Genomic DNA, 22212 nt, shown 5'->3' on the forward strand with positions numbered 1-22212 from the left:
ATTGGCCTGAATCACAGGTAACAAAAATAACAAAATAAGAATTGTTCTAAATATTTATCAATTAATTATCTTTTAATTTTGACCTGTTATTCACATCCTAGTGTTGTCAATATTACTATAGTAAACGTCATGTGACGTGATGGTTTTTGTTAATAAATATTAATTTATATCAATATGTTATTATTAACTTCCATAATCAACTTATACGGTGCTTGTTATGAGCCTATTAATCAGGCCAGTTTTATACTGGCTGCGTTTTTCATGGTGTAGATATCACCGCTTGCCGTCCAGTTGAACATTCTAAGCTTACCCCTTGTAGATTGTAATCTTAAGCCAATTAATACCTCCCCTTCACCCGCCGGGATGGTGATATCAATATCTTCGTTGACAGCGTTAACATACTCTCCTAATAGCCCCGCCCGGCTTTCCCAAGGTATTGCACATCCATGCCATCACGGGTTATCGTTGCTCTGACCCAATCAGGTGATACGTTCAAAGATATCCCTTTCCCTTCTCTTCCTAATAGCAACACTCTTCTCGGTGAATGTGATTTTTTTACATAAAACAAAGGGAATATACCCAAGTGAAATCAAGATGCAGGATTTAGCGCCTGGAAATTATCGTTTAAGCGAGATACCAGAGAACTTGCCATTTGTGGTAGCTTCACTTCAAAGAAGTTTAAGATATCGTTCTTAAAACTCTGTTTAGATGGGTAATATCTATTGTTTCGTGTTTGCTCATTCATCACCTTCCACAATCGCTCTATCGGGTTTAGATTCGGGCTATACGGCGGAAGGTAATGAAGCTGGATATTCAACGTAAGCGCGGCGTCTTGCACAAGCTGTGAACGGTGATAGCCTGCACCCTCGAGGATCACATGTGCCGTTGTCGTGATGGGATAATGCGCGCGAATGGCAGACAGGAAGTGAACCACATTTTCGCTGTTAATCGTCTCATCATCACGGATTATGGGGTTAGCCACATTCTGGATGTTCAAGGCTCCCATGATATTCAACCGCGTTCTGCTCCCGGTAGTCTCTATCGTTTTATCCTGGCCTTTTCGTATCCAGCCGTAGCTTATTTTGGTGGCTTGTGTCGGATGAACGGCATCAATAAACAGTATGGGGTCATTACCCGCGGCGTCTTTCAATTCGCTGTAGGTCTTTATAAATTGCGGCTGTTTCTCAACGGCAAATTTATGCGGAACACCTTTCGGCTTTTTATAGCTAAAGCCATGCTGCTTCAACCCTTTATACAGACCTGATACGGTAAAGGTGATGTTCCAGCGTCCAGCGATATAGGCCACAATTTGGTGATTGTGGTGGTAGAGCGGCTGGGTGAGATGTTCAACCAGCGACGTGTTCTGTTCCGCATTGAGATAGCCATCGGAGCCGCCATTTTCAGGCTTGAGCTTGTTGAGTTTATGATAGTCTGTAAGGTGGCGCCGCACCGTGGTTTCATTAATGAGCTGTGAATGAGCAATCATAGGGGGAGTCCAGCCGTCTGCGGACAACAAAACACACCGGATCCTGTCACAGACACGGCGGTCATGGCTTTGACGATGTTGGGCTTCGAGGGTAATTTTCTGGTCAGCAGTCAGCTCTATTTTCATGGCTATGAGCATGATCCTTATCGACTTCAAAATCAAGCATCTTCATTGATCACGGGTATATACCCAAGTGAAATCAAGATGCAGGATTTAGCGCCTGGAAATTATCGTTTAAGCGAGATACCAGAGAACTTGCCATTTGTGGTAGCTTCACCTCAAAGAAGTTTAAGATATCGTTCTTAAAACTCTGTTTAGATGGGTAATATCTATTGTTTCGTGTTTGCTCATTCATCACCTTCCACAATCGCTCTATCGGGTTTAGATTCGGGCTATACGGCGGAAGGTAATGAAGCTGGATATTCAACGTAAGCGCGGCGTCTTGCACAAGCTGTGAACGGTGATAGCCTGCACCCTCGAGGATCACATGTGCCGTTGTCGTGATGGGATAATGCGCGCGAATGGCAGACAGGAAGTGAACCACATTTTCGCTGTTAATCGTCTCATCATCACGGATTATGGGGTTAGCCACATTCTGGATGTTCAAGGCTCCCATGATATTCAACCGCGTTCTGCTCCCGGTGGTCTCTATCGTTTTATCCTGGCCTTTTCGTATCCAGCCGTAGCTTATTTTGGTGGTTTGTGTCGGATGAACGGCATCAATAAACAGTATGGGGTCATTACCCGTGGCGTCTTTCAATTCGCTGTAGGTCTTTATAAATTGCTGCTGTTTCTCAACGGCAAATTTATGCGGAACACCTTTCGGCTTTTTATAGCTAAAGCCATGCTGCTTCAACCCTTTATACAGACCTGATACGGTAAAGGTGATGTTCCAGCGTCCAGCGATATACGCCACAATTTGGTGATTGTGGTGGTAGAGCGGCTGGGTGAGATGTTCAACCAGCGACGTGGTCTGTTCCGCATTGAGATAGCCATCGGAGCCGCCATTTTCAGGCTTGAGCTTGTTGAGTTTATGATAGTCTGTAAGGTGGCGCCGCACCGTGGTTTCATTAATGAGCTGTGAGTGAGCAACCATAGGGGGAGTCCAGCCGTCTGCGGACAACAAAACACACCGGATCCTGTCACAGACACGGCGGTCATGGCTTTGACGATGTTGGGCTTCGAGGGTAATTTTCTGGTCAGCAGTCAGCTCTATTTTCATGGCTATGAGCATGATCCTTATCGACTTCAAAATCAAGCATCTTCATTGATCACGGGTATAGAGCAAATCTGTAAAAATAGCCCTACCTCCCTACGCGCCATTTTATGTGATAACGCTATCTCTGACGCTAGAAAAGAAAATTGTATCATTTATAGCGTATATCGTGACCAGATCCCACTCAACGAAGTGAGAGAACATTTATTATCCTAAAAAAAATGAGACGCCTTACCGTAGATTACTGTGTCTTTATGATTATAAGATATCAAGTCAAATCCAAAGCGCCCGTTGAGCATTAAAACCCTATGGAAAAGTGGCATGAAGATAACGCCACTGAAAAAAGTGATCGTCTACCGGATGAAATACGCGTAGAGTTGCCTGTCGATAATATCGACGCCACATTGTAGAGAGAACCACAGGGAGAGACCGTGCCTGACATATCGAAGCCTCATGACAAATTATTTAAAGGGACCCTACAGCATCAACAGATTACGTTGGATTGGTTGAAGGCACATCTTCCAAAGAGGATCCTGAAGTTAATTGATATCTCTACGTTAAAGATGGTACCCAACGAGTTATCCCCTAAATGGCCTGATACACTGTATAGCGATGTGGTTTTCAGTTGTAAGATTAAAGGCCAACTGAGCTACATCTATATTTTGGCGGAACATCAAAGCAGTGATGATGAAATGATGGCATTTCGTATCCTCTGTTACGTTGTCGAGTTGATGAACTACCACTTAAAGCAGGGTCATAAAAAATTGCCGATTGTGGTGCCCTTAGTGCTCTATCACGGAGAAAAATCGCCTTATCCCCACTCACGAGCAATCTGGGAATGTTTTGAGGAGCCAAAATTAGCAAAAAAATTGGCCCTGAAGCCCTTTCAATTGATTGATTTAACGGTCATGTCAGATGAAGAGATAAATCGACATGGTTTAGCGTCAGTGATGGAAATCTTATTCAAACACTACCGTGAAAAGCAATCTCCCCTCACCTGGTTAGAGGCGTTGTTATCTGAAGAGAAAATGACTACAATTTACACACAAGTGAGCCGTGACTATTTCAAAGACGTACTGAGGTACTTTATTGAAATATGTGGTAGAGCCAGTGATTTGGCAGAATCAGATGAGCTGGACAAGTCATTAGCACTGTGGCTTAATTCCGTTCCACAAGCAAAGGAAGACATTATGACATTTGCACAACAACTCGAAAAACGGGGCGAAAAACGGGGTATAGAACAGGGAATACAACAGGGCATGCAACAGGGAGAAAAACAAGCATCCTTAAAAATTGCGAAAGAACTTCTCTCTCGAGGGATAAATCGCGATGTAATTAAAACGTCTACTGGACTTTCTGACCAAGATATTAAAGATATTGAAGTATTGCTACATTAAGGTGTCTTAACACCTGCTATACCCGGACGGGCTGAATGATGATCCAGCCTCGGGGAATATTTCGTTAAAGGTGTTAAATACCTTTAACTAGCGAATGCCGCATACGCAAGTAGTGCGGTTTTTTTACGCCCATAGCGTGTAATGGTCAGATAGTGAACAACTATACGCCTTCAATAAAACTATAGCAGGGGCCGTATAAGTTGATTGTAAAAATTTACACTAAATATTGATATTAAATAATATTTACTGGTCAAGTAAATCATGTTACATGGCCCCTGCTATAAATTCACCTTTAGCCTGCCGTCTTTGTGACTGTTTCAAAGATGGGATGGTATTCGTTAATTTTGTTAATAGAAGCAAAGCCCAACCTCCCGCTGACGCAACATCAAAGCTTAATTAATCTTCTGCTCCGGTAACATACCGGAGGTCATTAATCGCAATTCACTTGCAAGGAATTCTCCATGTCAAATGTCATCACTCTCTATCAACAGGTAAAAATGTCTAGCCGTGAAATTGCTCGACTAACGGATAAACAACATAAACATGTTCTCGATGATTGTCGCAAAATGTTCGAATCGATCAACATTCAATCGGCCGAGTTTTCGGCTGATTATAAAGACACCAGTGGTCGCACCTATCAAGAGTATTTGCTTGACCAGGATTTAACCATGACACTGGTCATGGGTTACAGTATTCCATTTCGCCATAGAGTTGCCACTCGCTGGCGGGAGCTGGAGGAGAAAACAACACAGCCTGTCTGTGTATTGCCTAATTTCGAAGACCCCCCTGTTGCGGCTATGGCATGGGCAGAACAGTTTCGTGAAAAAACCAGGTTAGCCTTAGTGAACAAAGAACAGGAAGCGGAATTACAGGAGTTGAAGAACCTGTTTAAGGAAGGAATAACGACCACTCAGTTTTGCAAAATGCTCAACGGTATTAATACACAGCAGATTAATCACTGTTTGGCAGAAAGGAATTGGCTTTATAACGAAAGTAAATCCCATACCCGGTGGCGTGCAACCTCTTATGCGCGTGACCGATATTTAACGGAACATCAACATAAAATCAGCATTCATAGCGGTGATGACTTTATCAAGTACCAACCGGTTTTATTGCGCAAGGGCGCAATCCGATTATTTGACCTATACCGCAAAAATAAGCTGCCAATGAAAACTCATTGGGACGGGCAATTCACACACGCCAAAGAACTCAATATTGCGTCATAAATCATAAACCCACGGAGTCACTCACCATGAAAACATAAATAGCTACAACAAGTTGCAAATAGCGACGGTGACGCAATCACCGTTTACATCACTTAACCCTAGCGCTAACAGAGATGGAATTCAGCCACCCCTTCAGCTAACCACCATAACCTCTCACGGAGGCTACAATGGCTAACATCGATATTACCCAATTTCCTGAATTACGGGAAGTTTTTCCTGAGTTAACGGCTGTTCAATTTGAGACTGCGATGCTTTTCGCGTTAGGCGTATCACAAAAAGACATCGCTTTATTACGCTCGGTATCCTATCCCGCCGTGAAACAGACATTGGCAAGTGCAAAACTCAAATTTGAACCGTATTCGCTGCATGGTCTGTTTACCGTATTTCATGTCCGCCTTGCGCTTTTTGCTTTGAAGGGATGTAGAAAGCGATAGCGTCTAGCATGATAAAAATAGAAAAGAGAGTCTCTCTCGTGGAGACTATTCCATTTTATTTTTCTAATTAGACTTTCGCACTGACTAAGTAATTTACCCTCTCCTAAATGGGCGTCATCCACAATGAAAGGGGCTGAATGGAGTTAGGACAGATGATGAAAAAAATAGCAAAGGTCTCAAGTTCATTGCCTCTGACATCAATGATGGAAAACAGTCAAGATGTTTGGGGAATAAAAGACTGTGACTCACGCTTTATTTATACGAATCGTGCTTTTCTTGATTTTTTAAATGTGCCACAAGGATTTGATGTAATAGGACGACGTGATGATGAACTTCCTACGTGTATTGCAGAATTTGCTTTAATAATTCAAAAACTGGAAAGAAAGGTTATAAAAAGCGGGCAAAAAATTACCCTCATTAAAACGCATTTTTTTGGTCGTGAACAGAAACTGCAACCTTATTTATACGAAACCTTTCCGTTGCATAATAAAAGAAAGAAATGCATCGACACGGTTTTTTATGGCAGAAAACTGGCTATTATTTCACTGCCTCACTACGTGGGCAAGCTGACGGCCACGCTATTATTTGAACCTCCCTCGAATCTATTCACACAATCTGAATTGAGGATAATTTTTTATTTATTACGCACGATGAGTGCCAAGGAAATAGGTAAGAAATTGGCACGTTCTCATCGCACAATCGAAAATATAATTCGTATTCTATACCAAAAGGCAAGAGTGCATTCATTGCGAGACTTTAAACACTTTTGTCATCAAACAGGCTTTGATCGCACTGTTCCCCAAGCGTTTATACGCCCGGGATACAGTTTATTGAGTAGGAGGTTTTCTTATGAGCAACAGACAGAGCAGAGCGAGAAAAAAAGAGTTAAAAAATAAGCTCTTGGAAGCTAAGAGAAATGAAAATAAAAATTGGTTTAATCGATTAAGAAGTTGGTTCAAGAAGAGAAAAAAGCCTGCACGCAGATTACCATAAATATATTTTATTGATGCTTCATAAAATAATGGGTTTAACATAGCCAAAGACACGATTATTGCCACATTCAAAAATTAAAAATGGATTTTATTACAGAATCAATAAAATAGAATAGCCTTCCTCGTCAAGGCTATTTTTTTTGGATAAATTTTATATGATTGCCTCATTATTAGGACTATGAAGAGAGGACCCTATTTTAATACTACCCCTCATAACAATGAAAGACGCTATTATTTATTGATATTGATTATTCCTCTCATTATTTTTTATTCTTAAAATAAAGTTATTCACATGACCCTCTATAACTCTTCCGTCTAAAACACGGACGCCGTGATGACATTTTTAACGTTTGATAAGGAAAGCACTGCTATGGAAATCAGCCTCAAGCAATGGAATCAAAACCAGCCTCGCCCGCGTTGCATGGAACAAGTACGTCGATGGGTCCGCTCTGGCGTCATCCAACCGCCACCGCGTCGCGATGGCCGAGAATATCTTGTCGAGGCGCATGCCGTAAAAATTGACCCAACAAACCCCGCCAGTTACGCCGGAAAACGCTTAATGGAGAGACTGTATCATGGCACGCAAAAGAAAGCCGGCTAACCGAGACCTGCCCCCCAATCTGTATGTCCGTAATAACGGCTACTATTGCTACCGAGACCCCCGCACAGGTAAGGAATACGGCGTAGGGAGCGTGAAACGTATCGCGATTAACGAAGCGATTGCCATGAACATGCAGATTTTTGACCAACGTGATAGTTTAATAAACAGAATCAACGAGGTTAATACGTTGTCGGTGACAGAATGGGTTGTTAAATTTACGGAAAAATTGCATCAACGCGGCCTTCGTCCTAAGACATTCTCAGACTACCAATCAAGATTAGCCGTCATCACCCGTGCTTTTCCTGGTAAGGCGCTCAATTCCCTCACAACCAAAGAGATTGCTGAATTTCTAAATAGTTACAGTAATCAAGGTAAAACGACCACCGCCAAATTAATCCGCAATTCTTTGATAGATATGTTTAAAGAAGCCATTGCAGAAGGGCATTTGACAACTAATCCGGTTACAGCGACGAGGAACCCTCGCATACAGATACAGCGAGAACGCTTATCGCTGGAAAATTTTCTGGTGATCAGAGAGGTAGCAAACCAGCAGCAACCGTGGGTGGGATTAAGCATGGATTTAGCCTTGCTCACTGGTCAAAGAGTAGGGGATATTCAACGGATGCGGTGGCAAGATATTTATGAGGGGAAATGGTGGGTAGAGCAACAGAAGACCGGGATGAAATTGGCGATACCCTTAACCTTAAGTTTGGAGATAATTAATAAAGACCTTGCAGGCATTCTCAATGATTGTCGGCAACAAATAAGGGGTGAAGAGTCCGTATTTATAGGGAAGAAAAAAACTCACCTCAGTTCTAAAAACTTGTCTCGAGGCTTTGCAGGGTCAAGAGAAAAATCCGGTTTGGAATGGCAGGGTAAACCGCCTTCATTTCACGAAATCAGAAGTTTATCCGCGAGGCTACACAGTGAAGCCAGAGGTAAGGATTTTGCACAGAAATTACTGGGACACAAATCCGCTATCATGACGGACAAATACCGTGATAGCAGAGGGAGTGAGTGGGACGAAATTTGATACAAAGTATGATTTTTTGCGTTATCGAGTAAGACGTTAAGAGATGAGATAATCCCTTGGCATTGTGACCTAATTTCGATCGATTGTGACTTTTTTTTTTTAATTTATTGATTTTTATGACAAATAAAATACGTTCACTATACTCTGTTGTAGACGACGGTTAGTGTCGTTTAAGCGATAATTCAGCTGGACTGAACCGACATTGCGGCTGTAAGAAAGATGGCTATTTTGCCGTCCAGATACGTAGATAGAAATATCAGGGTGTTGGTAATGGGATAAGGTCAGATAACCTAGGGTCCGATTACCGCTGCGCAAATGGCCATAGCCGCCGCTGTTTTTTTCGCTTGAAAGCACCCCAAAAGTTGGGCTGAACTTGATGCCATTGGCTTCCATTGGACGCGATATATTACCTTCAGTTGCCCATTGGTGATCACTATTACCAACCAATGTAAAATTGTATTGGAAATAACGCGTATTTATACTCTGACCAAACTGTAATAGATTTTCTGCGTGCTGTCCGCGACCGCTGGTAATGAACCAACCTTGACTACCTTGATAATCGATATTACTGATGGCAATCTTCTCTTGGCTAACTTGGTGACCGATACTATCTATTAAACGGATATCGAGATCGTAATATCCGCCAGGTAACTGATCATAATCAATGGTATTACGTCCTACTTGAGCAGGAATACGGTGAATTAAACGCCCCTCGTGATAAAATTCATAATCACCTGAGCTAACGGCATAAAGCACTAAGGTATTGTTTACAGGTTTATCCTGTGTAAAATAATGCTGGCTACCCAAGGTAATAAACTGGTCCAACCAGGGATTGACCAGGGTATGAACAACACTTGCTTGGCTATCCAGATTATTTTTCTGTCCCAGTCGAAGATAAGTTCGTGGAAAATTTTTTTGTAAATACCAATTACTAATGCCCTGACGAGTAAAATTATTATTTTCTTGATGCGTCCTGTTATAAAACCAGTTGATATAACTAAAAGACTGTGCAGGTAGACCAATATAACCCTGACCATTGATTGACATAGCGCGATAATGATTAGTAGCAGCACCTAAATAAATAGATTGATTATGAACGAATCCCCAAGTAGTCGCTGGCATTACAATTTCGTGGGTACCATCGATGATATTCAGCGATTGATTAATTTTGTCTAGGGTAATACGATAACCAATTAACATATAGTCACAGCCATTTACACATTGCATATAAGGTAATTGAGATAATATTCTTTCTAATAATTGTATCGTGGATTCACTGATAGCATTATCACGATAAAGTTGTGTATTGAAACTCAGCCTTTTTAATTCTTCTGAAAAATAAAATGGACCAGGCAAAGCTTTGCCGTTTAGCATCCCAAATAATTTCATGTCAATATTTTGTTCAGCGGCAGAAAATCCATCTGGCACCAAATATTCAATATCTATTTCTTTTGCATTAATATTAACAGTTAGCATATAGAATAAAAAAACCAGCACTATTTTATATCTATACCTAGCCATGAAACATCCATTTCATTATTTATCCTTATAATAGACTTCTTGCATAACCTGCTGCGTGGTGTGAATTCGGTGTTACGTGGTGCTCGCAGCACTGTGCAGTCTACTGCGCGTCAGGTGCTTTGACTTCACATAACGAACGATGGTTTTGCAAAAAGTCTAATCAATATTATTTTAAAAGAGATACAGCAAGAAATATGTATACCTTCTGTATCTATACAGCACTATTTAAGTGGATTTTATCTGTGATCAGTGATTAAGCCACTTCTTCTAGTTGCAGTACTAAGTCACCTTTAAAAACGCCTTTTTTGGTATTATTAGACGCCCAAGCATCGATTTTCAATAAACCAGTGACCTTGTTTTCTACCGGATCATAATTTACTGGATTAGCAACGCTCAATTTTTTGTTATCAAAGAAAACACCCACTCTCGTTAATTGCTGATCGTCATGGCTGAGTTCCAGTTCTTTTCCTAGAGATACCTTTAATTGATTATTCATGCCTAAGGTCGTTATTTCTATGTTTTGGGAAAATGAATAATGACCTAAATTTTGAGCGTTAGGTAACATTTTAATTTTAGTGATGGGTCTACCATCGGTAGTCGTCATTTTTATGTCTACAGATGAATTTACTTTTACTTCTATGGGTATAACTTGTTCTTTTCTTATATTTTCTGCGTAAACAGAAGTTGTTATCAAAGCAGCAGAAATTAAAGAAAAAGTCATTAATTTTTTCATCGTTAATATTTCATGTATTTTTTTCATAAATGAATTCCTTATTTAGTGGAGAATACATTGCGATTACTGCCGGCTTAAAAATAATACATTTTTGGTCTTTTTTTTTCAATTAGATATTATAAAGTGAAGCACGCTAAAATATAGTTATACTCTTTCTTTTCTACTGACATTCAACTAATAAAATATTAATGAGCTATCAGTTACAAATTAATTTTCACGCCAAGTAAACATTTTATTAGGAAATTATTTTTATATTTTAAATAACGAGTAATATAATTCGTGTGATCATGGAGATACACAGCATCATCTGCTTATGATACCCTTTGCTTTTGTTTATTAGACTTCTTGCATAACCTACTGGAGTGGTGTGAATTCGGCGTTACGCGGTGCTCGCAATCCTCATGTATTCGTATGTACCGCGCGATTACTGCGCGCCAGGCACTTTGACTTCACACCACTGGTTATACGGTTTGGCAAGAAGTCTGTTGTATAAATCTGGCGATAATATTAGCTTTATGAAATTAAATTTCCGCTCACAAAATATGCAAGATACCCTGTCAACCCAAAGTACTGTGCCAGTACAGGGTACGATGCCTGCGGCATCAATACGACCAGTGGTACTGATCCACGGTCTGTTTGGCAACCTTGATAATCTCGGCGTTCTGGCGCGGGATTTACAAAAAAATCATCCGGTTATACAGCTTGACCTACGCAACCACGGTCTTTCTCCACGTTCGCCACAGATGAATTATCCCGCTATGGCGCAAGATGTGGTGCAATTATTGACGCAGCTAGAGATAGAGAAAGCGATTGTTATTGGTCATTCTATGGGCGGCAAAGTAGCGATGGCAATGACAGCTATCGCTCCACAACGTGTCGAAAAACTCATCGTCATTGATATTGCCCCAGTGGCTTATCAGGAGCACCGCCATGACCAAATATTTTTAGCACTTAAGGAAGTCACAGCTGCTGGCATTAAGCAACGTCAAGCCGCTGCCAGTCTGATGCATGAATTTATAACAGAAGAACAAGATATCATTCCCTTTTTAGTGAAATCCTTTCACGATGGAGAGTGGCGTTTTGACGTCCCGATACTCTGTGATCAATATAGTCATATCGCTGGCTGGCAACCGGTTCCGATGTGGCCACATCCTGTCTTATTTATTCGTGGTGAATCGTCGCCTTATATTCAAGATAGTTACCGCGCGGACATTGTTCGACAGTTCCCGCAAGCACGTGTCCATGTTATCTCAGGTTGCGGTCATGCAGTACATGCCGAAAAACCCGATGCCGTATTACGTGCTATCCACCGTTTTATTTACCACCGATAGCCCAAAAGCTGTACCACAAAATTTCGCTTGATGTGATCATAATAATTAAATAATAATAGTTATAAAATTGATAATTATTATCATTAATAGTAGATTGTATCGCAGGTGTTGTGTTAACCAATGCAACAGATCTTGAACAGATTATATATTTCACCACAACGGAGAAATGGCACCATGCCTTCTGTTTTATCCAAACTATTGCGTGTTTCATCTTTAAGTCTAGCGTTTGTTTGTGCATTACCATCACTTGCTAATGTTACAAACGATCTCCTTAACAAGGGTTCTAACAGCAGCAGTAGCTCTCCTGAAGAGAAGAAAAAAGCTCGGTATAAAAATGAAACCATGACGGTAATTTCCACCGGTAATGCTCGTGACAGTTTCAGTGTACCTATGATGGTGACAGTGATTGCAGGTGATGTGTCAACGAGTCAAGGTGTTTCTTCCGCTGCTAACATGCTGCGCCCGATACCCGGGATCACTCTTGCGGGAGGAGGGCGTACTAATGGTCAAGATGTCAGTATGCGTGGTTATGATAGTCGCGGTGTATTAACGCTCGTAGACGGCGTCCGTCAAGGGATTGGAGCCGGTCATAGCAGCAGCATTTTTCTTGATCCTAGCTTGATAAAACAGGCAGAGATCGTACGTGGTCCTTTAGCATTACTGTATGGCGGAGGGGCATTGGGTGGGGTGGTGTCATATCAAACCGTTGATGCCGCCGATCTGTTGCGTCCCGATAAAAATATTGGCTATCGGGTATTTAGCTTGGCGGCCAGTGGCAATCATAGCCTAGGGATGGGAGCCGCTGTATTCGGCAAAACCGCCGATTTAGACGGTTTAATTGCCTTTAGCAGTCGTGATGTTGGCAATATCAATCAAGGTAATGGTTTTGCGGCACCAAACGATGAAGCTATCAATAACTTGATGACCAAAGGAACCTGGGTTATTGATGATCATCAGGCTCTCAGTGCCAACCTGCGTTACTACAATAACCGCTCACGAGAACCGGAAGATCCGCGAAAACCTGAAGTCACATTAAAAAGTCCAATGACCAAGCGCTCCACCATTCAACGTGATGCACAAGTGAACTATCGCTTAAATCCGCAGGATTTAGCCTGGTTGGATGCCACGACAACATTGTACTACTCCGATATTAATATTAATGATGATGTGGAAAAAAAAGCCAAGGGAGGATATAAACAAACCACCCATGGCATAAAATTGGAAAACCGCAGTCGATTGTTGGCTAACAGCCCGACAACACATTTATTAACCTACGGTGCCGAGACCTATCATCAGCGACAAGACCCAAGTGGTGCAGCAAAAAGTTTTCCACAAGCGAAAATTGACGTTCGCTCTGCCTGGGCGCAGGACGAAATCACCGTACGCGATTTACCGGTATCTCTGTTGTTGGGCACGCGTTTTGATAGCTATCACGCTGAAAATCCCAAAAATCCCGATGTATCAGCAGATAAATGGTCATCACGTGGTGCAATCACTGTCACCCCTCGTGATTGGTTGATGATATTTGGTTCTTACGCTCAGGCTTTCCGCGCTCCCACAATAGGCGAGATGTATAATGATGATAAACATCGTCCTATTATCAAACGTGGTAGAGTAGTAGGTTGGCACATGTGGCAGCCTAATCCTAATTTGAAACCAGAAACCAATGCGACCCAAGAATACGGTTTCGGATTGCAGTTCGACGATGTATTGGCTAACAGTGATGCCTTACAGTTTAAAACCAGTTACTTTGATACCCAAGCGAAAGATTACATTGTTCCTCATGTGTCTGGGCATGATACAAAAATGAGCTACATAAATATTAAGCGCGCTAAAATATGGGGCTGGGATATTATGATGGATTACCAAACGGACTGGTTTGGCTGGAATCTGGCTTACAACCGTACCCGAGGCAAAAATCAAAATGATGGTAACTACATCTCCAGTATCAATCCCGACACCGTGACTAGCACGCTGGATCTTCCCATTGCACAAACCGGCTTTTCTGCCGGTTGGGTGGTCACCATGGCGCAAAATAACCATTTTATGGCCACTCCTCCAAAAGTCAAACCCGAGATAAAACCGCAAGCAGGCTACGGCGTTAATGATTTTTATCTAAGTTATAAAGGCCGAGGTAGCTTTCAGGGAATGACCACCACTGTAGTGTTAGCGAATGCTTTCGACAAAGAATACCTCACCCCAGGGTATCTCACAAGATGGCCGTAGCGCTAAATTGTTTGTCAGCTATCAATGGTAACGAAAAGGAAATAACGATGGAATCGTCACTATATCAACAGTATCTTCAGGCAAAACAAAACAATCCGCACCTGTTGACACGAGATATCGCCAACATGCTCAAAGTGAAAGAAGTCGAACTCACTCATTCCCGTGTAGGGTATGATGCACAACGACTGCAAGTCGATGCCTTAACTTTATTAACCAAGTTAGAAACTGTAGGTTTCGTCAAATCTGTTACCGCTAACCAATATGCAATACATCAGTTAATAGGGCGTTATCAGAATCAAAAATTTACGGCTCATGGAGGGTTAATACTCAATCCTCGTGAATTGGATCTACGTCTATTTTTAGCTAAGTGGGACAGCATCTTTAGTGTGCGAGAATACGATGAGACACAAGGTGAGCAACACAGTATTCATTTCTACGATTTACAAGGCAATGCCGCGCATGAGGTTTATCCAATGAATGAAACGGATCAACTGAATTGGCAGTCATTGATAAAAGAATACGCCAGTGATGATAATCCCGAGCTAGTACTACAACCCGTCCTGGCACCTCGAGAGGATACGGATAACAACTTGCTGATCAACAATGCTGCACAAATTGAAGATGAATGGCGCAAGATGACAGATATTCACCAATTTTTCAGATTACTGGAGCGATATAATGCGACCCGTCAGCAATTATTTCGTGTGGTCGCCGACGATCTTGCCTATCAAGTCAACAACTCAGCGTTGACCCAAATCCTCAATGCTGCCCATCAAAACCAGAACGAGGTTATGATTTTCGTCAGTAATGGTGCCTGTGTGCAGATTTTTACCGGTCTAATTGAGCAAAGCGTCTTACTGCAGGAAACAACAAAAGATAATTGGATTAAGGTTGATAATCGGCGCTTTACTCTGCAGCTTAACGAAAGTGCTATCGCTGAAAGCTGGATCACGCGCAAACCGACAAGAGATGGCTTTGTTACCAGTTTGGAATTATTCTCCACGGAGGGTATACAGATCGCGCAACTATTCGGACAGCGCACGGAAGGGCAACCGGAGCAAAATCAATGGCGTGAGCAGTTGGCAGCACTGGCAGTCAAAAAGGATGTCGCCGTATGAAAACCTGGCTGCTGTCATTCATATTGGCATTGCTGCTGTTCAACATTACGACGGTTGGCATTGCCAAGGAGCGTATCGTTACTATCGGAGGTGATGTTTCTGAGATTAGCTATGCGCTCGGCGTGGGTGAAAAGATAGTCGGCCGTGACAGCACTAGCTTACAACCTTCAGCAATCAGGGCACTGCCGGATATTGGTTATATGCGTCAAATCAATGCGGAAGGAATCTTAGCAATGAAACCGACACTGGTGCTTAGCAGTGCGCTGGCTGAACCGTCATTAGTCTTGCAACAAATCGCCGACAGTGGTGTCGAGGTGGTCTCCATTCCTGGAGATGCGACGTTAGATACCGTGCCTAAAAAGATTGCGGCCATCGCAGCTGCCATCGATCAGTTTGATAAAGGACTGCAACTCACGCAAACCTATCGGCAAAAAATAGCCGCGATTGACAATCATCCGCTTGCCGTGCGTGTACTCTGTATTATGAGTCACGGTGGCAATTCTCCACTGGCGGCAGGGCAACATACCGCCGCTGACGCCATGATACGAGCGGCAGGTGCTAAAAATACAATGCAAGGATTTAACCGCTATCAACCGTTGTCTCAAGAAGGTGCGATTGCCAGTGCTCCAGATTTGTTATTAGTCACCACCGACGGGGTGAAATCGCTCGGAGGGGTGGATAAAATCTGGCAACTACCCGGGATCGCGCTGACACCAGCAGGCAAACATCGGCGGATATTAGTGCTGGATGATATGGCGCTACTTGGCTTTGGTCTGCAGACGCCAGACGTTCTCGGGCAATTACGTCACGCTGCGGAACAAAGCTTATGAGATACCTTGCGCCCAATTATGCACTGGGCGGTTTGCTAGCATTATTAATTTTCCTCATCATAGGGTCAGTCAATTTGGGTGCGCTGACTCTCTCTTTTCATACCTTATGGTACAGTTCATTCGATGATATCCCTTGGCAAATTTGGTTACAGATCCGTTTACCGCGCGTACTACTGGCTATTTTAGTAGGTTGTGCACTAGCGACATCCGGAGCCGTGATGCAAGGACTGTTCCGTAACCCCTTGGCTGATCCCAGTTTATTAGGTATCAGTAGTGGTGCAGCATTGTTAGTCGCACTGGTTATTATTATGCCGTGTACTTTACCGACAGCCTTGAGCTTTTACTCGCATATTATTGCTGCTTTTATCGGTAGTCTGCTAATTTCTTTCCTTATCTTATCGCTAAGCCGTGTAAGTCATGGCAATCTATCACGCTTGTTGTTAGCGGGCATCGCCATCAATGCCCTTTGTGGTGTCGCTATCGGTATACTAAATTATCTCAGTAGTGATCAACAGCTGCGACAATTTTCTTTGTGGATGATGGGGAGCCTAAGCCAGGTACAGTGGTCGACACTATTGGTTGCAGCGGCATTAATTATTCCTGCCACGATGATGACGCTATTGCAAGCACGCAAACTGAATTTATTGCAACTCGGTGATGAAGAGGCTCATTACCTTGGTATCGATGTCCAGCGGACTAAAAAACTCCTACTATTACTCAGTGCGTTATTAGTCGCTGCTGCCGTGGCATTAAGCGGTGTTATTGGTTTCATCGGCCTGGTTATTCCACATTTGATCCGTATGAATTTAGGAGCCGATCATCGTTGGCTATTGCCAGGTGCGGCCTTAGGTGGGGCTTGCTTGTTACTCAGCGCCGACACGCTGGCACGAACATTGGTCGCTCCGGCAGAAATGCCAGTCGGCCTGATCACCAGCTTGATAGGAGGTCCTTATTTTCTATGGCTAGTATTACGTCAATAGGATGCATATTTTATTTATCATAAAAATCAATAAATTAAAAACAAAAGGTCACAACCGATCGAAATTAGGTCAAAATGCCGAATGGATTCTCTCGTCTCTAACGTCTCATTCGATAACCCAAGGATCATAAATTGGTATCAGATTTCGTCCCATTCACTCCCTCTGCTGTCACTGTATTTATCCGTCATGACAGAGGATTTGCGTCCCAGTCATTTTTGTGCAAAATCCTTACCTCTAGCTTCACTATGCCGCCTCGCTGATGAACTTCTACTTCTGATTTCGTGAAAAGAAGGCGCCGTACCCTGCCATTTCAAACCGAATTTTTTTCTTGATCCTGTAAAACTCCGAGATAAGCTTTTAGGACTGCGGTGAGTTTTTTCTTCTCTATAAATACATACTCTTCACCCCTTATTCGTTGCCGACAATCATTGAGAGCACCTTCAAAGTTCTTATCAATCGCTTTCAGACTCAAGGTTAAGGGTATGGCATAGGCAGTATAAATTGATTTAAAATAAAGGGTCAGAAAACAAGGTATCGATATCACATTGCCGCTTTCTGCGAAGGGCTTTAGCTTGAGCCCATTTGTGCTCAATGGAGTTCATATCAGGAGAATAAGTAGGAAGATATTCCAGAATAAAGCCGGCTTTCTGTCTAGCAGACTGGATGTCTTGGCGTTTATGGAAACTCACATTATCCATCACAAGGACCGCGCCTGGAGGGGATTTTGGCAGTAAATCTTGGGTGACCCAGGCATAAAAAATATCGCTGTTGATATGGCAGTCGAAGGTACAAACCGTGGTTAATTTTCCGTTAAGCTGGGCGCCAATGACGTTAGTACGCGCTTTGGCATGCCAATCGTGTTGGCCGTAACAGCGCTTACCTTTCACTCAATAACCATAAAGACGCGGCATATCATGGGAAAAACCGCTTTCATCCACGTAAATTATCGGGGTACCACAGATACCGTCTTGCCCATCATGATGGGCAAGACGGTATCTGTTAAGCAGAAAATCCGTGATGTTGTCCGAAAAGGGCAGCACTGGGATTGGCCCACATTGGTGAAAGAAAAGGTAAACCCGATTCTTCGCGGATGGGGGAATTACTTCAAGACAGGTAATTCAAGGAAGCATTTCTTGAGCATAGCGAATTACACGATATGGACACTCTGCATCATGTTGCGGAAGAAGCACAAGAAACGGGGTAAGGGGTGGAGGGACCACCCGCCGTCCTGGTTCTACGATTACCACGGGCTGTTTAAGCTGTACAGCCTGTCCGTAACCGGAGATGAAGGGAGTCGGTATGCCCGACCTGTGCCGTCGTAACGCTGTGGAAAGAAGACAGTCGGAAAGCCGTGTGCGGGAAAACTGCAAGCACGGTTTGACGAGAGGTCGCTGGGGAGATGATGTCAAACCAGAGACCTACTCTACGAGGGGTTCTCCGTTTTGATGACAAGACAATTTATCGAGGTAAAAATGGAACAACGAACAGAAGCCTGGTTTGCTGCAAGAAGCGGCAAAGTGACGGCCAGCAAATTGGCAGAGGTGATGGCAAAAGTCAAAACCGGCGATGCCGCAACGCGAAAAAAATACAGGGCCGAGCTGATTTGCCAGCGTCTGACGGGGAAACGGGGAGACACCTTTGTCACGCTCGATATGAAGCACGGGACGGCACTGGAACCCGTCGCCCGTGAGGCTTACATCTTGCGTGAATTTGCAGTAGAGGTCACGGAGGTCGGTCTCGTCGACCACCCCACTATTGAGGGGTTTGCGGCCAGTCCCGACGGATTGGTTAATGAGGATGGCCTGATCGAGATTAAATGCCCCAAAACCTGGACGCATCTGAAAACGATAAGAACAGGTGAACCAGAAAAAAAATACCGCCTGCAAATGCACGCACAAATGCTGTGTACGGGGCGTCGATGGTGTGACTTTGTCAGTTATGACAATCGACTACCTGACACATTAGCCTACTTCAAAAAGCGCATTCACTTTGATGAAGCGCTGGGCAAGGAAATTGAAACCGAAGTGCGAAAATTTCTGCAGGAACTTGAACGTGAAATCGAACAGATTAAAACCTATGGGCGGGTAGCATGAAGAGGGTGTCTTCATCCCTCTGATCCTATGTTTCCAAAGAGGTCATCATATTGTCTGAAAGGTCATTAAACGACAACCCAAATAGGTGTTTAGCGAAAATTTCGCTAATAAATATTCCCTCTGTCAACGCTAAAAATCGACATGAATATTCAAGAATTTATCAGTCATTATAAAAACCACCCCGTTCTGTTTATAGGTACCGGCTTTAGCTTACGTTACCTTAAAAATGCCTATAGCTGGGATGGGCTATTATCAAAGATTTCCTTGGAGTTAACCGACAATGCTGAATTCTATTATGATCTCAAAGCGTCCTGTATGCTATCTGGTGTTTGTCACTTTGATCGCCTGGCGACAAAATTAGAAGAAGAATTTAATCAACATTTATCTAAAGAGAGAGACGGTAAATTTAAAGAGATTAATACTGTTTTTTATGAAAACATGAAAAAAAATATTAAATTAAGTCGATTTAAAATATACATTTCATCCCTATTCTCTCAATTGAAGATAAGAGAAGAGCGGCAGGAAGAAATCAGTGACCTGATTAAAGCAAGGAAAAATATGGGTTCTGTTATAACAACCCACTACGATGGATTGATAGAGAAGTTTTTTAATTTTACCCCATTAATAGGAAATGACATATTACTCAGTAATCCCTACGGGTCAGTTTACAAAATTCACGGGTGTGCCCAAGACCCTTGCAATATCATCATAACGCATGAAGACTATGCCCATTTTAATAATAAATACGAATTAATCAGGTCTCACCTGCTTTCTTTATTTATCCATAATCCCATAGTATTTATAGGTTATAGCATAAGCGACCAAAATATTAAATATTTACTTAAAACGGTGTTTTCCTATGTGAATGTGAACACTGAATTAGCGAAGAGAATTCGTGAGAATTTTTTATTGATTGAATATCAGAAAGGGACTGACTCGATAGACATCACTGAACATGACATAGAAATAGAAGGTATGGCAACGATACGGATCAATAAAATCAAAACGGATAACTATAAAGCGATTTATGACGCCCTGTCTCGTCTTGTTCTTCCTGTCTCAGCAAGGGATATCAGGAAAGTACAAAAAGTATGGAACACAATAATAAGCGGCGGAGAAATTAAGGTAAAAATAACGGAAAACATCGACGATCTAAAAAATGAGGAGAGGGTTATTGCTGTTGGTTCAGAAAAAACCCTCTCCTATGAATTTCAAACGAAATCTGAGATGAGGCAAAATTATTTCAGTATCATTGATGAGGCGAAGGGTAAAATGGTAGAGTCATTGAATAAATAAAAAATGCAATCTAACCCGTTTTTTTCTGTTTTTGCATTTAGCGCTATTTGTTCTTTTCTGGATAATGTTGACTGTTTAAAAGCACAACAACTTAAAAAAGTCAATGAACATTTTCAACGTATAGAGCAAATCTGTAAAAATAGCCCTACCTCCCTACGCGCCATTTTATGTGATAACGCTATCTCTGACGCTAGAAAAGAAAATTGTATCATTTATAGCGTATATCGTGACCAGATCCCACTCAACGAAGTGAGAGAACATTTATTATCCTAAAAAAAATGAGACGCCTTACCGTAGATTACTGTGTCTTTATGATTATAAGATATCAAGTCAAATCCAAAGCGCCCGTTGAGCATTAAAACCCTATGGAAAAGTGGCATGAAGATAACGCCACTGAAAAAAGTGATCGTCTACCGGATGAAATACGCGTAGAGTTGCCTGTCGATAATATCGACGCCACATTGTAGAGAATAATCACAGGGAGATTGCGCCGTGCCTCAGGTACCGAACCCACATGATGCAACATTTAGGAAGTGCATGAGCAATGTTAACGTTGCCCGTGATTTCCTACAGTTCCACTTACCGCCTGAAATCAAGGAGCAATGCGATTTTTCTACGTTGAAGATCGAACCGGGTTCATTCATTGAGCCGAATTTGAGACAACATTATTCTGACATTGTTTATTCACTCAAAACGAAGGAGGGTAAGCGTTGCTACATTCATTGTCTCATCGAACATCAAAGCACGCCAAAAAAATTAATGGCTTTCCGCTTGTTCCGCTACAGTATTCCCATCATGCAACAGCATCTTGACCAAGGCCATGACGAGTTGCCGGTGGTAATACCGATCCTCTTTTATCATGGAGAAACAAGCCCTTATCCCTACAGTATGGATTGGCTGGATTGTTTTGCTGACAGAGACTTAGCACAAAGAGTCTATTCTCAGCCTTTTCCTTTGGTGGATGTGACCACGATACCCGATGAAGAAATCTTGACTCACCGCAGTGTTGCTCTTCTTGAATTAGTACAAAAGCACATTTATGCGCGTGATATCATAGTGATAAGTCAGTCTATTGCACATTTACTGAATACGGGTTATACAGAGAGTGAACTGGTTAAGACATTAATGTATTATATTGCTCAGAGAGGAAAAACAGCGGATACACCGCAATTTTTCAAAACGATTGTGGAGCACGCACCGACTTACAGTGAGGACATCATGACGATTGCACAAGACCTGAGAAGAGAGGGCCGCGAGGAAGGCATGCAACAGGGCATGCAACAGGGCATGCAACAGGGCATGCAACAGGGACGTCAGGAAAGAAACACAGAAATTGCCAAAGCGCTTCTTAAGAATGGTGTGGATAGGGCTTTGGTTAAAACATCTACTGGACTTTCTGACCAAGATATTGAAGATATTGAAGTATTGCTACATTAAGGTGTCTTAACACCTGCTATACCCGGACGGGCTGAATGATGATTCAGCCTCGGGGAATATTTCGTTAAAGGTGTTAAATACCTTTAACTAGCGAATGCCGCATACGCAAGTAGTGCGGTTTTTTTACGCCCATAGTGTGTTATGGGTCAGATAGTGAGCAATTATACACCTTCAATAAAACTAAATTCACCTTTAGCCTGCCGTCTTTGTGACTGTTTCAAAGATGGGATGGTATTCGTTAATTTTGTTAATAGAAGCAAAG

At 42.4% G+C, this 22212-nt stretch carries 20 protein-coding genes and 1 pseudogene; 16 read left to right on the forward strand and 5 right to left on the reverse strand.

Features of this window, described 5'->3' with window-relative positions:
* Positions 1 to 589: 589 nt before the first annotated feature.
* Both CCS41_RS02220 and CCS41_RS02225 read right to left on the reverse strand, forming a co-directional pair.
* Entirely contained in the window at positions 590 to 1612 is a 1023-nt protein-coding gene (locus CCS41_RS02220; protein ID WP_119797133.1) for an IS630 family transposase, read from the reverse strand.
* Between the two features lie 73 nt (positions 1613 to 1685).
* Positions 1686 to 2708 carry an IS630 family transposase gene (locus tag CCS41_RS02225; protein ID WP_119797134.1) on the reverse strand — a complete coding sequence of 341 codons (1023 nt, stop codon included), beginning with the start codon at positions 2706 to 2708 and terminating at the stop codon, positions 1686 to 1688.
* 425 nt (positions 2709 to 3133) lie between these two features.
* Between CCS41_RS02225 and CCS41_RS02230 the strand changes: the two genes are divergently transcribed.
* From CCS41_RS02230 to CCS41_RS02255, 6 genes are all read left to right on the forward strand, one after another.
* On the forward strand, positions 3134 to 4099 hold the full coding sequence (locus tag CCS41_RS02230; protein WP_119797135.1) for an Rpn family recombination-promoting nuclease/putative transposase: 966 nt from the start codon (positions 3134 to 3136) through the stop codon (positions 4097 to 4099).
* Positions 4100 to 4560: 461 nt separating this feature from the next.
* Complete coding sequence (locus tag CCS41_RS02235; protein ID WP_119797136.1) at positions 4561 to 5325, forward strand: Rha family transcriptional regulator; 765 nt, start codon at positions 4561 to 4563, stop codon at positions 5323 to 5325.
* A 167-nt stretch (positions 5326 to 5492) separates the two neighbouring features.
* A complete protein-coding gene (locus tag CCS41_RS02240; RefSeq protein WP_072551019.1) occupies positions 5493 to 5759 on the forward strand; it encodes a transcriptional regulator in 267 nt (88 codons plus the stop codon).
* A gap of 137 nt (positions 5760 to 5896) precedes the next feature.
* Positions 5897 to 6655 (forward strand): helix-turn-helix transcriptional regulator, encoded by a 759-nt coding sequence (locus CCS41_RS02245; RefSeq protein ID WP_240313806.1) that lies wholly within the window; start codon positions 5897 to 5899, stop codon positions 6653 to 6655.
* 466 nt (positions 6656 to 7121) lie between these two features.
* Positions 7122 to 7352: an excisionase gene (locus tag CCS41_RS02250; RefSeq protein ID WP_119797137.1), complete on the forward strand. Its 231-nt coding sequence runs from the start codon at positions 7122 to 7124 to the stop codon at positions 7350 to 7352.
* Positions 7327 to 8385: a tyrosine-type recombinase/integrase gene (locus CCS41_RS02255; protein ID WP_119797138.1), complete on the forward strand. Its 1059-nt coding sequence runs from the start codon at positions 7327 to 7329 to the stop codon at positions 8383 to 8385. The genes CCS41_RS02250 and CCS41_RS02255 overlap by 26 nt, the downstream gene beginning before the upstream one ends.
* Positions 8386 to 8499: 114 nt before the next feature.
* Here the strand turns inward: CCS41_RS02255 and CCS41_RS02260 are convergent, their stop codons facing one another.
* Together CCS41_RS02260 and CCS41_RS02265 are read right to left on the reverse strand one after the other, a co-directional pair.
* Positions 8500 to 9861 carry a TcfC E-set like domain-containing protein gene (locus CCS41_RS02260; protein ID WP_205411460.1) on the reverse strand — a complete coding sequence of 454 codons (1362 nt, stop codon included), beginning with the start codon at positions 9859 to 9861 and terminating at the stop codon, positions 8500 to 8502.
* 298 nt (positions 9862 to 10159) lie between these two features.
* On the reverse strand, positions 10160 to 10666 hold the full coding sequence (locus CCS41_RS02265; RefSeq protein ID WP_240313807.1) for a CS1 type fimbrial major subunit: 507 nt from the start codon (positions 10664 to 10666) through the stop codon (positions 10160 to 10162).
* A gap of 563 nt (positions 10667 to 11229) precedes the next feature.
* On the opposite strand from CCS41_RS02265, the gene ybfF reads away from it, so the two are divergent.
* The 5 genes and pseudogenes from ybfF (at position 11230) to CCS41_RS02290 (ending at position 17124) form a co-directional block, all read left to right on the forward strand.
* A complete protein-coding gene (gene ybfF, locus CCS41_RS02270) occupies positions 11230 to 11970 on the forward strand; it encodes an esterase (protein ID WP_119797702.1) in 741 nt (246 codons plus the stop codon).
* A 174-nt stretch (positions 11971 to 12144) separates the two neighbouring features.
* A pseudogene (locus CCS41_RS02275) lies at positions 12145 to 14227 on the forward strand (TonB-dependent hemoglobin/transferrin/lactoferrin family receptor).
* Between the two features lie 16 nt (positions 14228 to 14243).
* Positions 14244 to 15314, forward strand: a complete 1071-nt coding sequence (locus tag CCS41_RS02280; RefSeq protein WP_119797140.1) for a hemin-degrading factor — start codon at positions 14244 to 14246, stop codon at positions 15312 to 15314.
* Positions 15311 to 16144 (forward strand): heme/hemin ABC transporter substrate-binding protein, encoded by an 834-nt coding sequence (locus CCS41_RS02285; protein WP_119797141.1) that lies wholly within the window; start codon positions 15311 to 15313, stop codon positions 16142 to 16144. The genes CCS41_RS02280 and CCS41_RS02285 overlap by 4 nt, the downstream gene beginning before the upstream one ends.
* Complete coding sequence (locus CCS41_RS02290; protein ID WP_119797142.1) at positions 16141 to 17124, forward strand: FecCD family ABC transporter permease; 984 nt, start codon at positions 16141 to 16143, stop codon at positions 17122 to 17124. The genes CCS41_RS02285 and CCS41_RS02290 overlap by 4 nt, the downstream gene beginning before the upstream one ends.
* Positions 17125 to 17630: 506 nt before the next feature.
* Here the strand turns inward: CCS41_RS02290 and CCS41_RS02300 are convergent.
* Positions 17631 to 18011, reverse strand: a complete 381-nt coding sequence (locus CCS41_RS02300; RefSeq protein ID WP_240313808.1) for a transposase — start codon at positions 18009 to 18011, stop codon at positions 17631 to 17633.
* Positions 18012 to 18101: 90 nt separating this feature from the next.
* Here CCS41_RS02300 and CCS41_RS02305 point away from each other — a divergent pair, with 90 nt between their 5' ends.
* From CCS41_RS02305 to CCS41_RS02320, 5 genes are all read left to right on the forward strand, one after another.
* A complete protein-coding gene (locus CCS41_RS02305; RefSeq protein WP_240313809.1) occupies positions 18102 to 18446 on the forward strand; it encodes a group II intron maturase-specific domain-containing protein in 345 nt (114 codons plus the stop codon).
* A 150-nt stretch (positions 18447 to 18596) separates the two neighbouring features.
* Complete coding sequence (locus CCS41_RS02310) at positions 18597 to 19217, forward strand: lambda exonuclease family protein (RefSeq protein WP_119797703.1); 621 nt, start codon at positions 18597 to 18599, stop codon at positions 19215 to 19217.
* Between the two features lie 141 nt (positions 19218 to 19358).
* Positions 19359 to 20513, forward strand: a complete 1155-nt coding sequence (locus CCS41_RS02315; RefSeq protein ID WP_240313810.1) for an SIR2 family protein — start codon at positions 19359 to 19361, stop codon at positions 20511 to 20513.
* Positions 20514 to 20516: 3 nt separating this feature from the next.
* Complete coding sequence (locus tag CCS41_RS16290; protein WP_240313811.1) at positions 20517 to 20786, forward strand: hypothetical protein; 270 nt, start codon at positions 20517 to 20519, stop codon at positions 20784 to 20786.
* A gap of 219 nt (positions 20787 to 21005) precedes the next feature.
* Positions 21006 to 21950 carry an Rpn family recombination-promoting nuclease/putative transposase gene (locus tag CCS41_RS02320; RefSeq protein WP_119797144.1) on the forward strand — a complete coding sequence of 315 codons (945 nt, stop codon included), beginning with the start codon at positions 21006 to 21008 and terminating at the stop codon, positions 21948 to 21950.
* The last annotated feature ends 262 nt before the right edge of the window (positions 21951 to 22212 follow it).

Source organism: Candidatus Fukatsuia symbiotica (assembly GCF_003122425.1).
Classification (GTDB): Bacteria; Pseudomonadota; Gammaproteobacteria; order Enterobacterales; family Enterobacteriaceae; genus Fukatsuia; species Fukatsuia symbiotica.

Bases quoted from the DNA above. Each gene is read 5' to 3' on its own strand.
- CCS41_RS02220 (WP_119797133.1), bottom strand. From the start codon at position 1,612: ATGAAAATAGAGCTGACTGCTGACCAGAAAATTACCCTCGAAGCCCAA.
- CCS41_RS02225 (WP_119797134.1), bottom strand. From the start codon at position 2,708: ATGAAAATAGAGCTGACTGCTGACCAGAAAATTACCCTCGAAGCCCAA.
- CCS41_RS02235 (WP_119797136.1), top strand. From the start codon at position 4,561: ATGTCAAATGTCATCACTCTCTATCAACAGGTAAAAATGTCTAGCCGT.
- CCS41_RS02240 (WP_072551019.1), top strand. From the start codon at position 5,493: ATGGCTAACATCGATATTACCCAATTTCCTGAATTACGGGAAGTTTTT.
- CCS41_RS02245 (WP_240313806.1), top strand. From the start codon at position 5,897: ATGGAGTTAGGACAGATGATGAAAAAAATAGCAAAGGTCTCAAGTTCA.
- CCS41_RS02250 (WP_119797137.1), top strand. From the start codon at position 7,122: ATGGAAATCAGCCTCAAGCAATGGAATCAAAACCAGCCTCGCCCGCGT.
- CCS41_RS02255 (WP_119797138.1), top strand. From the start codon at position 7,327: ATGGCACGCAAAAGAAAGCCGGCTAACCGAGACCTGCCCCCCAATCTG.
- CCS41_RS02260 (WP_205411460.1), bottom strand. From the start codon at position 9,861: ATGCTAACTGTTAATATTAATGCAAAAGAAATAGATATTGAATATTTG.
- CCS41_RS02265 (WP_240313807.1), bottom strand. From the start codon at position 10,666: ATGAAAAAAATACATGAAATATTAACGATGAAAAAATTAATGACTTTT.
- ybfF (WP_119797702.1), top strand. From the start codon at position 11,230: ATGCCTGCGGCATCAATACGACCAGTGGTACTGATCCACGGTCTGTTT.
- CCS41_RS02280 (WP_119797140.1), top strand. From the start codon at position 14,244: ATGGAATCGTCACTATATCAACAGTATCTTCAGGCAAAACAAAACAAT.
- CCS41_RS02285 (WP_119797141.1), top strand. From the start codon at position 15,311: ATGAAAACCTGGCTGCTGTCATTCATATTGGCATTGCTGCTGTTCAAC.
- CCS41_RS02290 (WP_119797142.1), top strand. From the start codon at position 16,141: ATGAGATACCTTGCGCCCAATTATGCACTGGGCGGTTTGCTAGCATTA.
- CCS41_RS02305 (WP_240313809.1), top strand. From the start codon at position 18,102: ATGATGGGCAAGACGGTATCTGTTAAGCAGAAAATCCGTGATGTTGTC.
- CCS41_RS02310 (WP_119797703.1), top strand. From the start codon at position 18,597: ATGGAACAACGAACAGAAGCCTGGTTTGCTGCAAGAAGCGGCAAAGTG.
- CCS41_RS02315 (WP_240313810.1), top strand. From the start codon at position 19,359: ATGAATATTCAAGAATTTATCAGTCATTATAAAAACCACCCCGTTCTG.
- CCS41_RS16290 (WP_240313811.1), top strand. From the start codon at position 20,517: ATGCAATCTAACCCGTTTTTTTCTGTTTTTGCATTTAGCGCTATTTGT.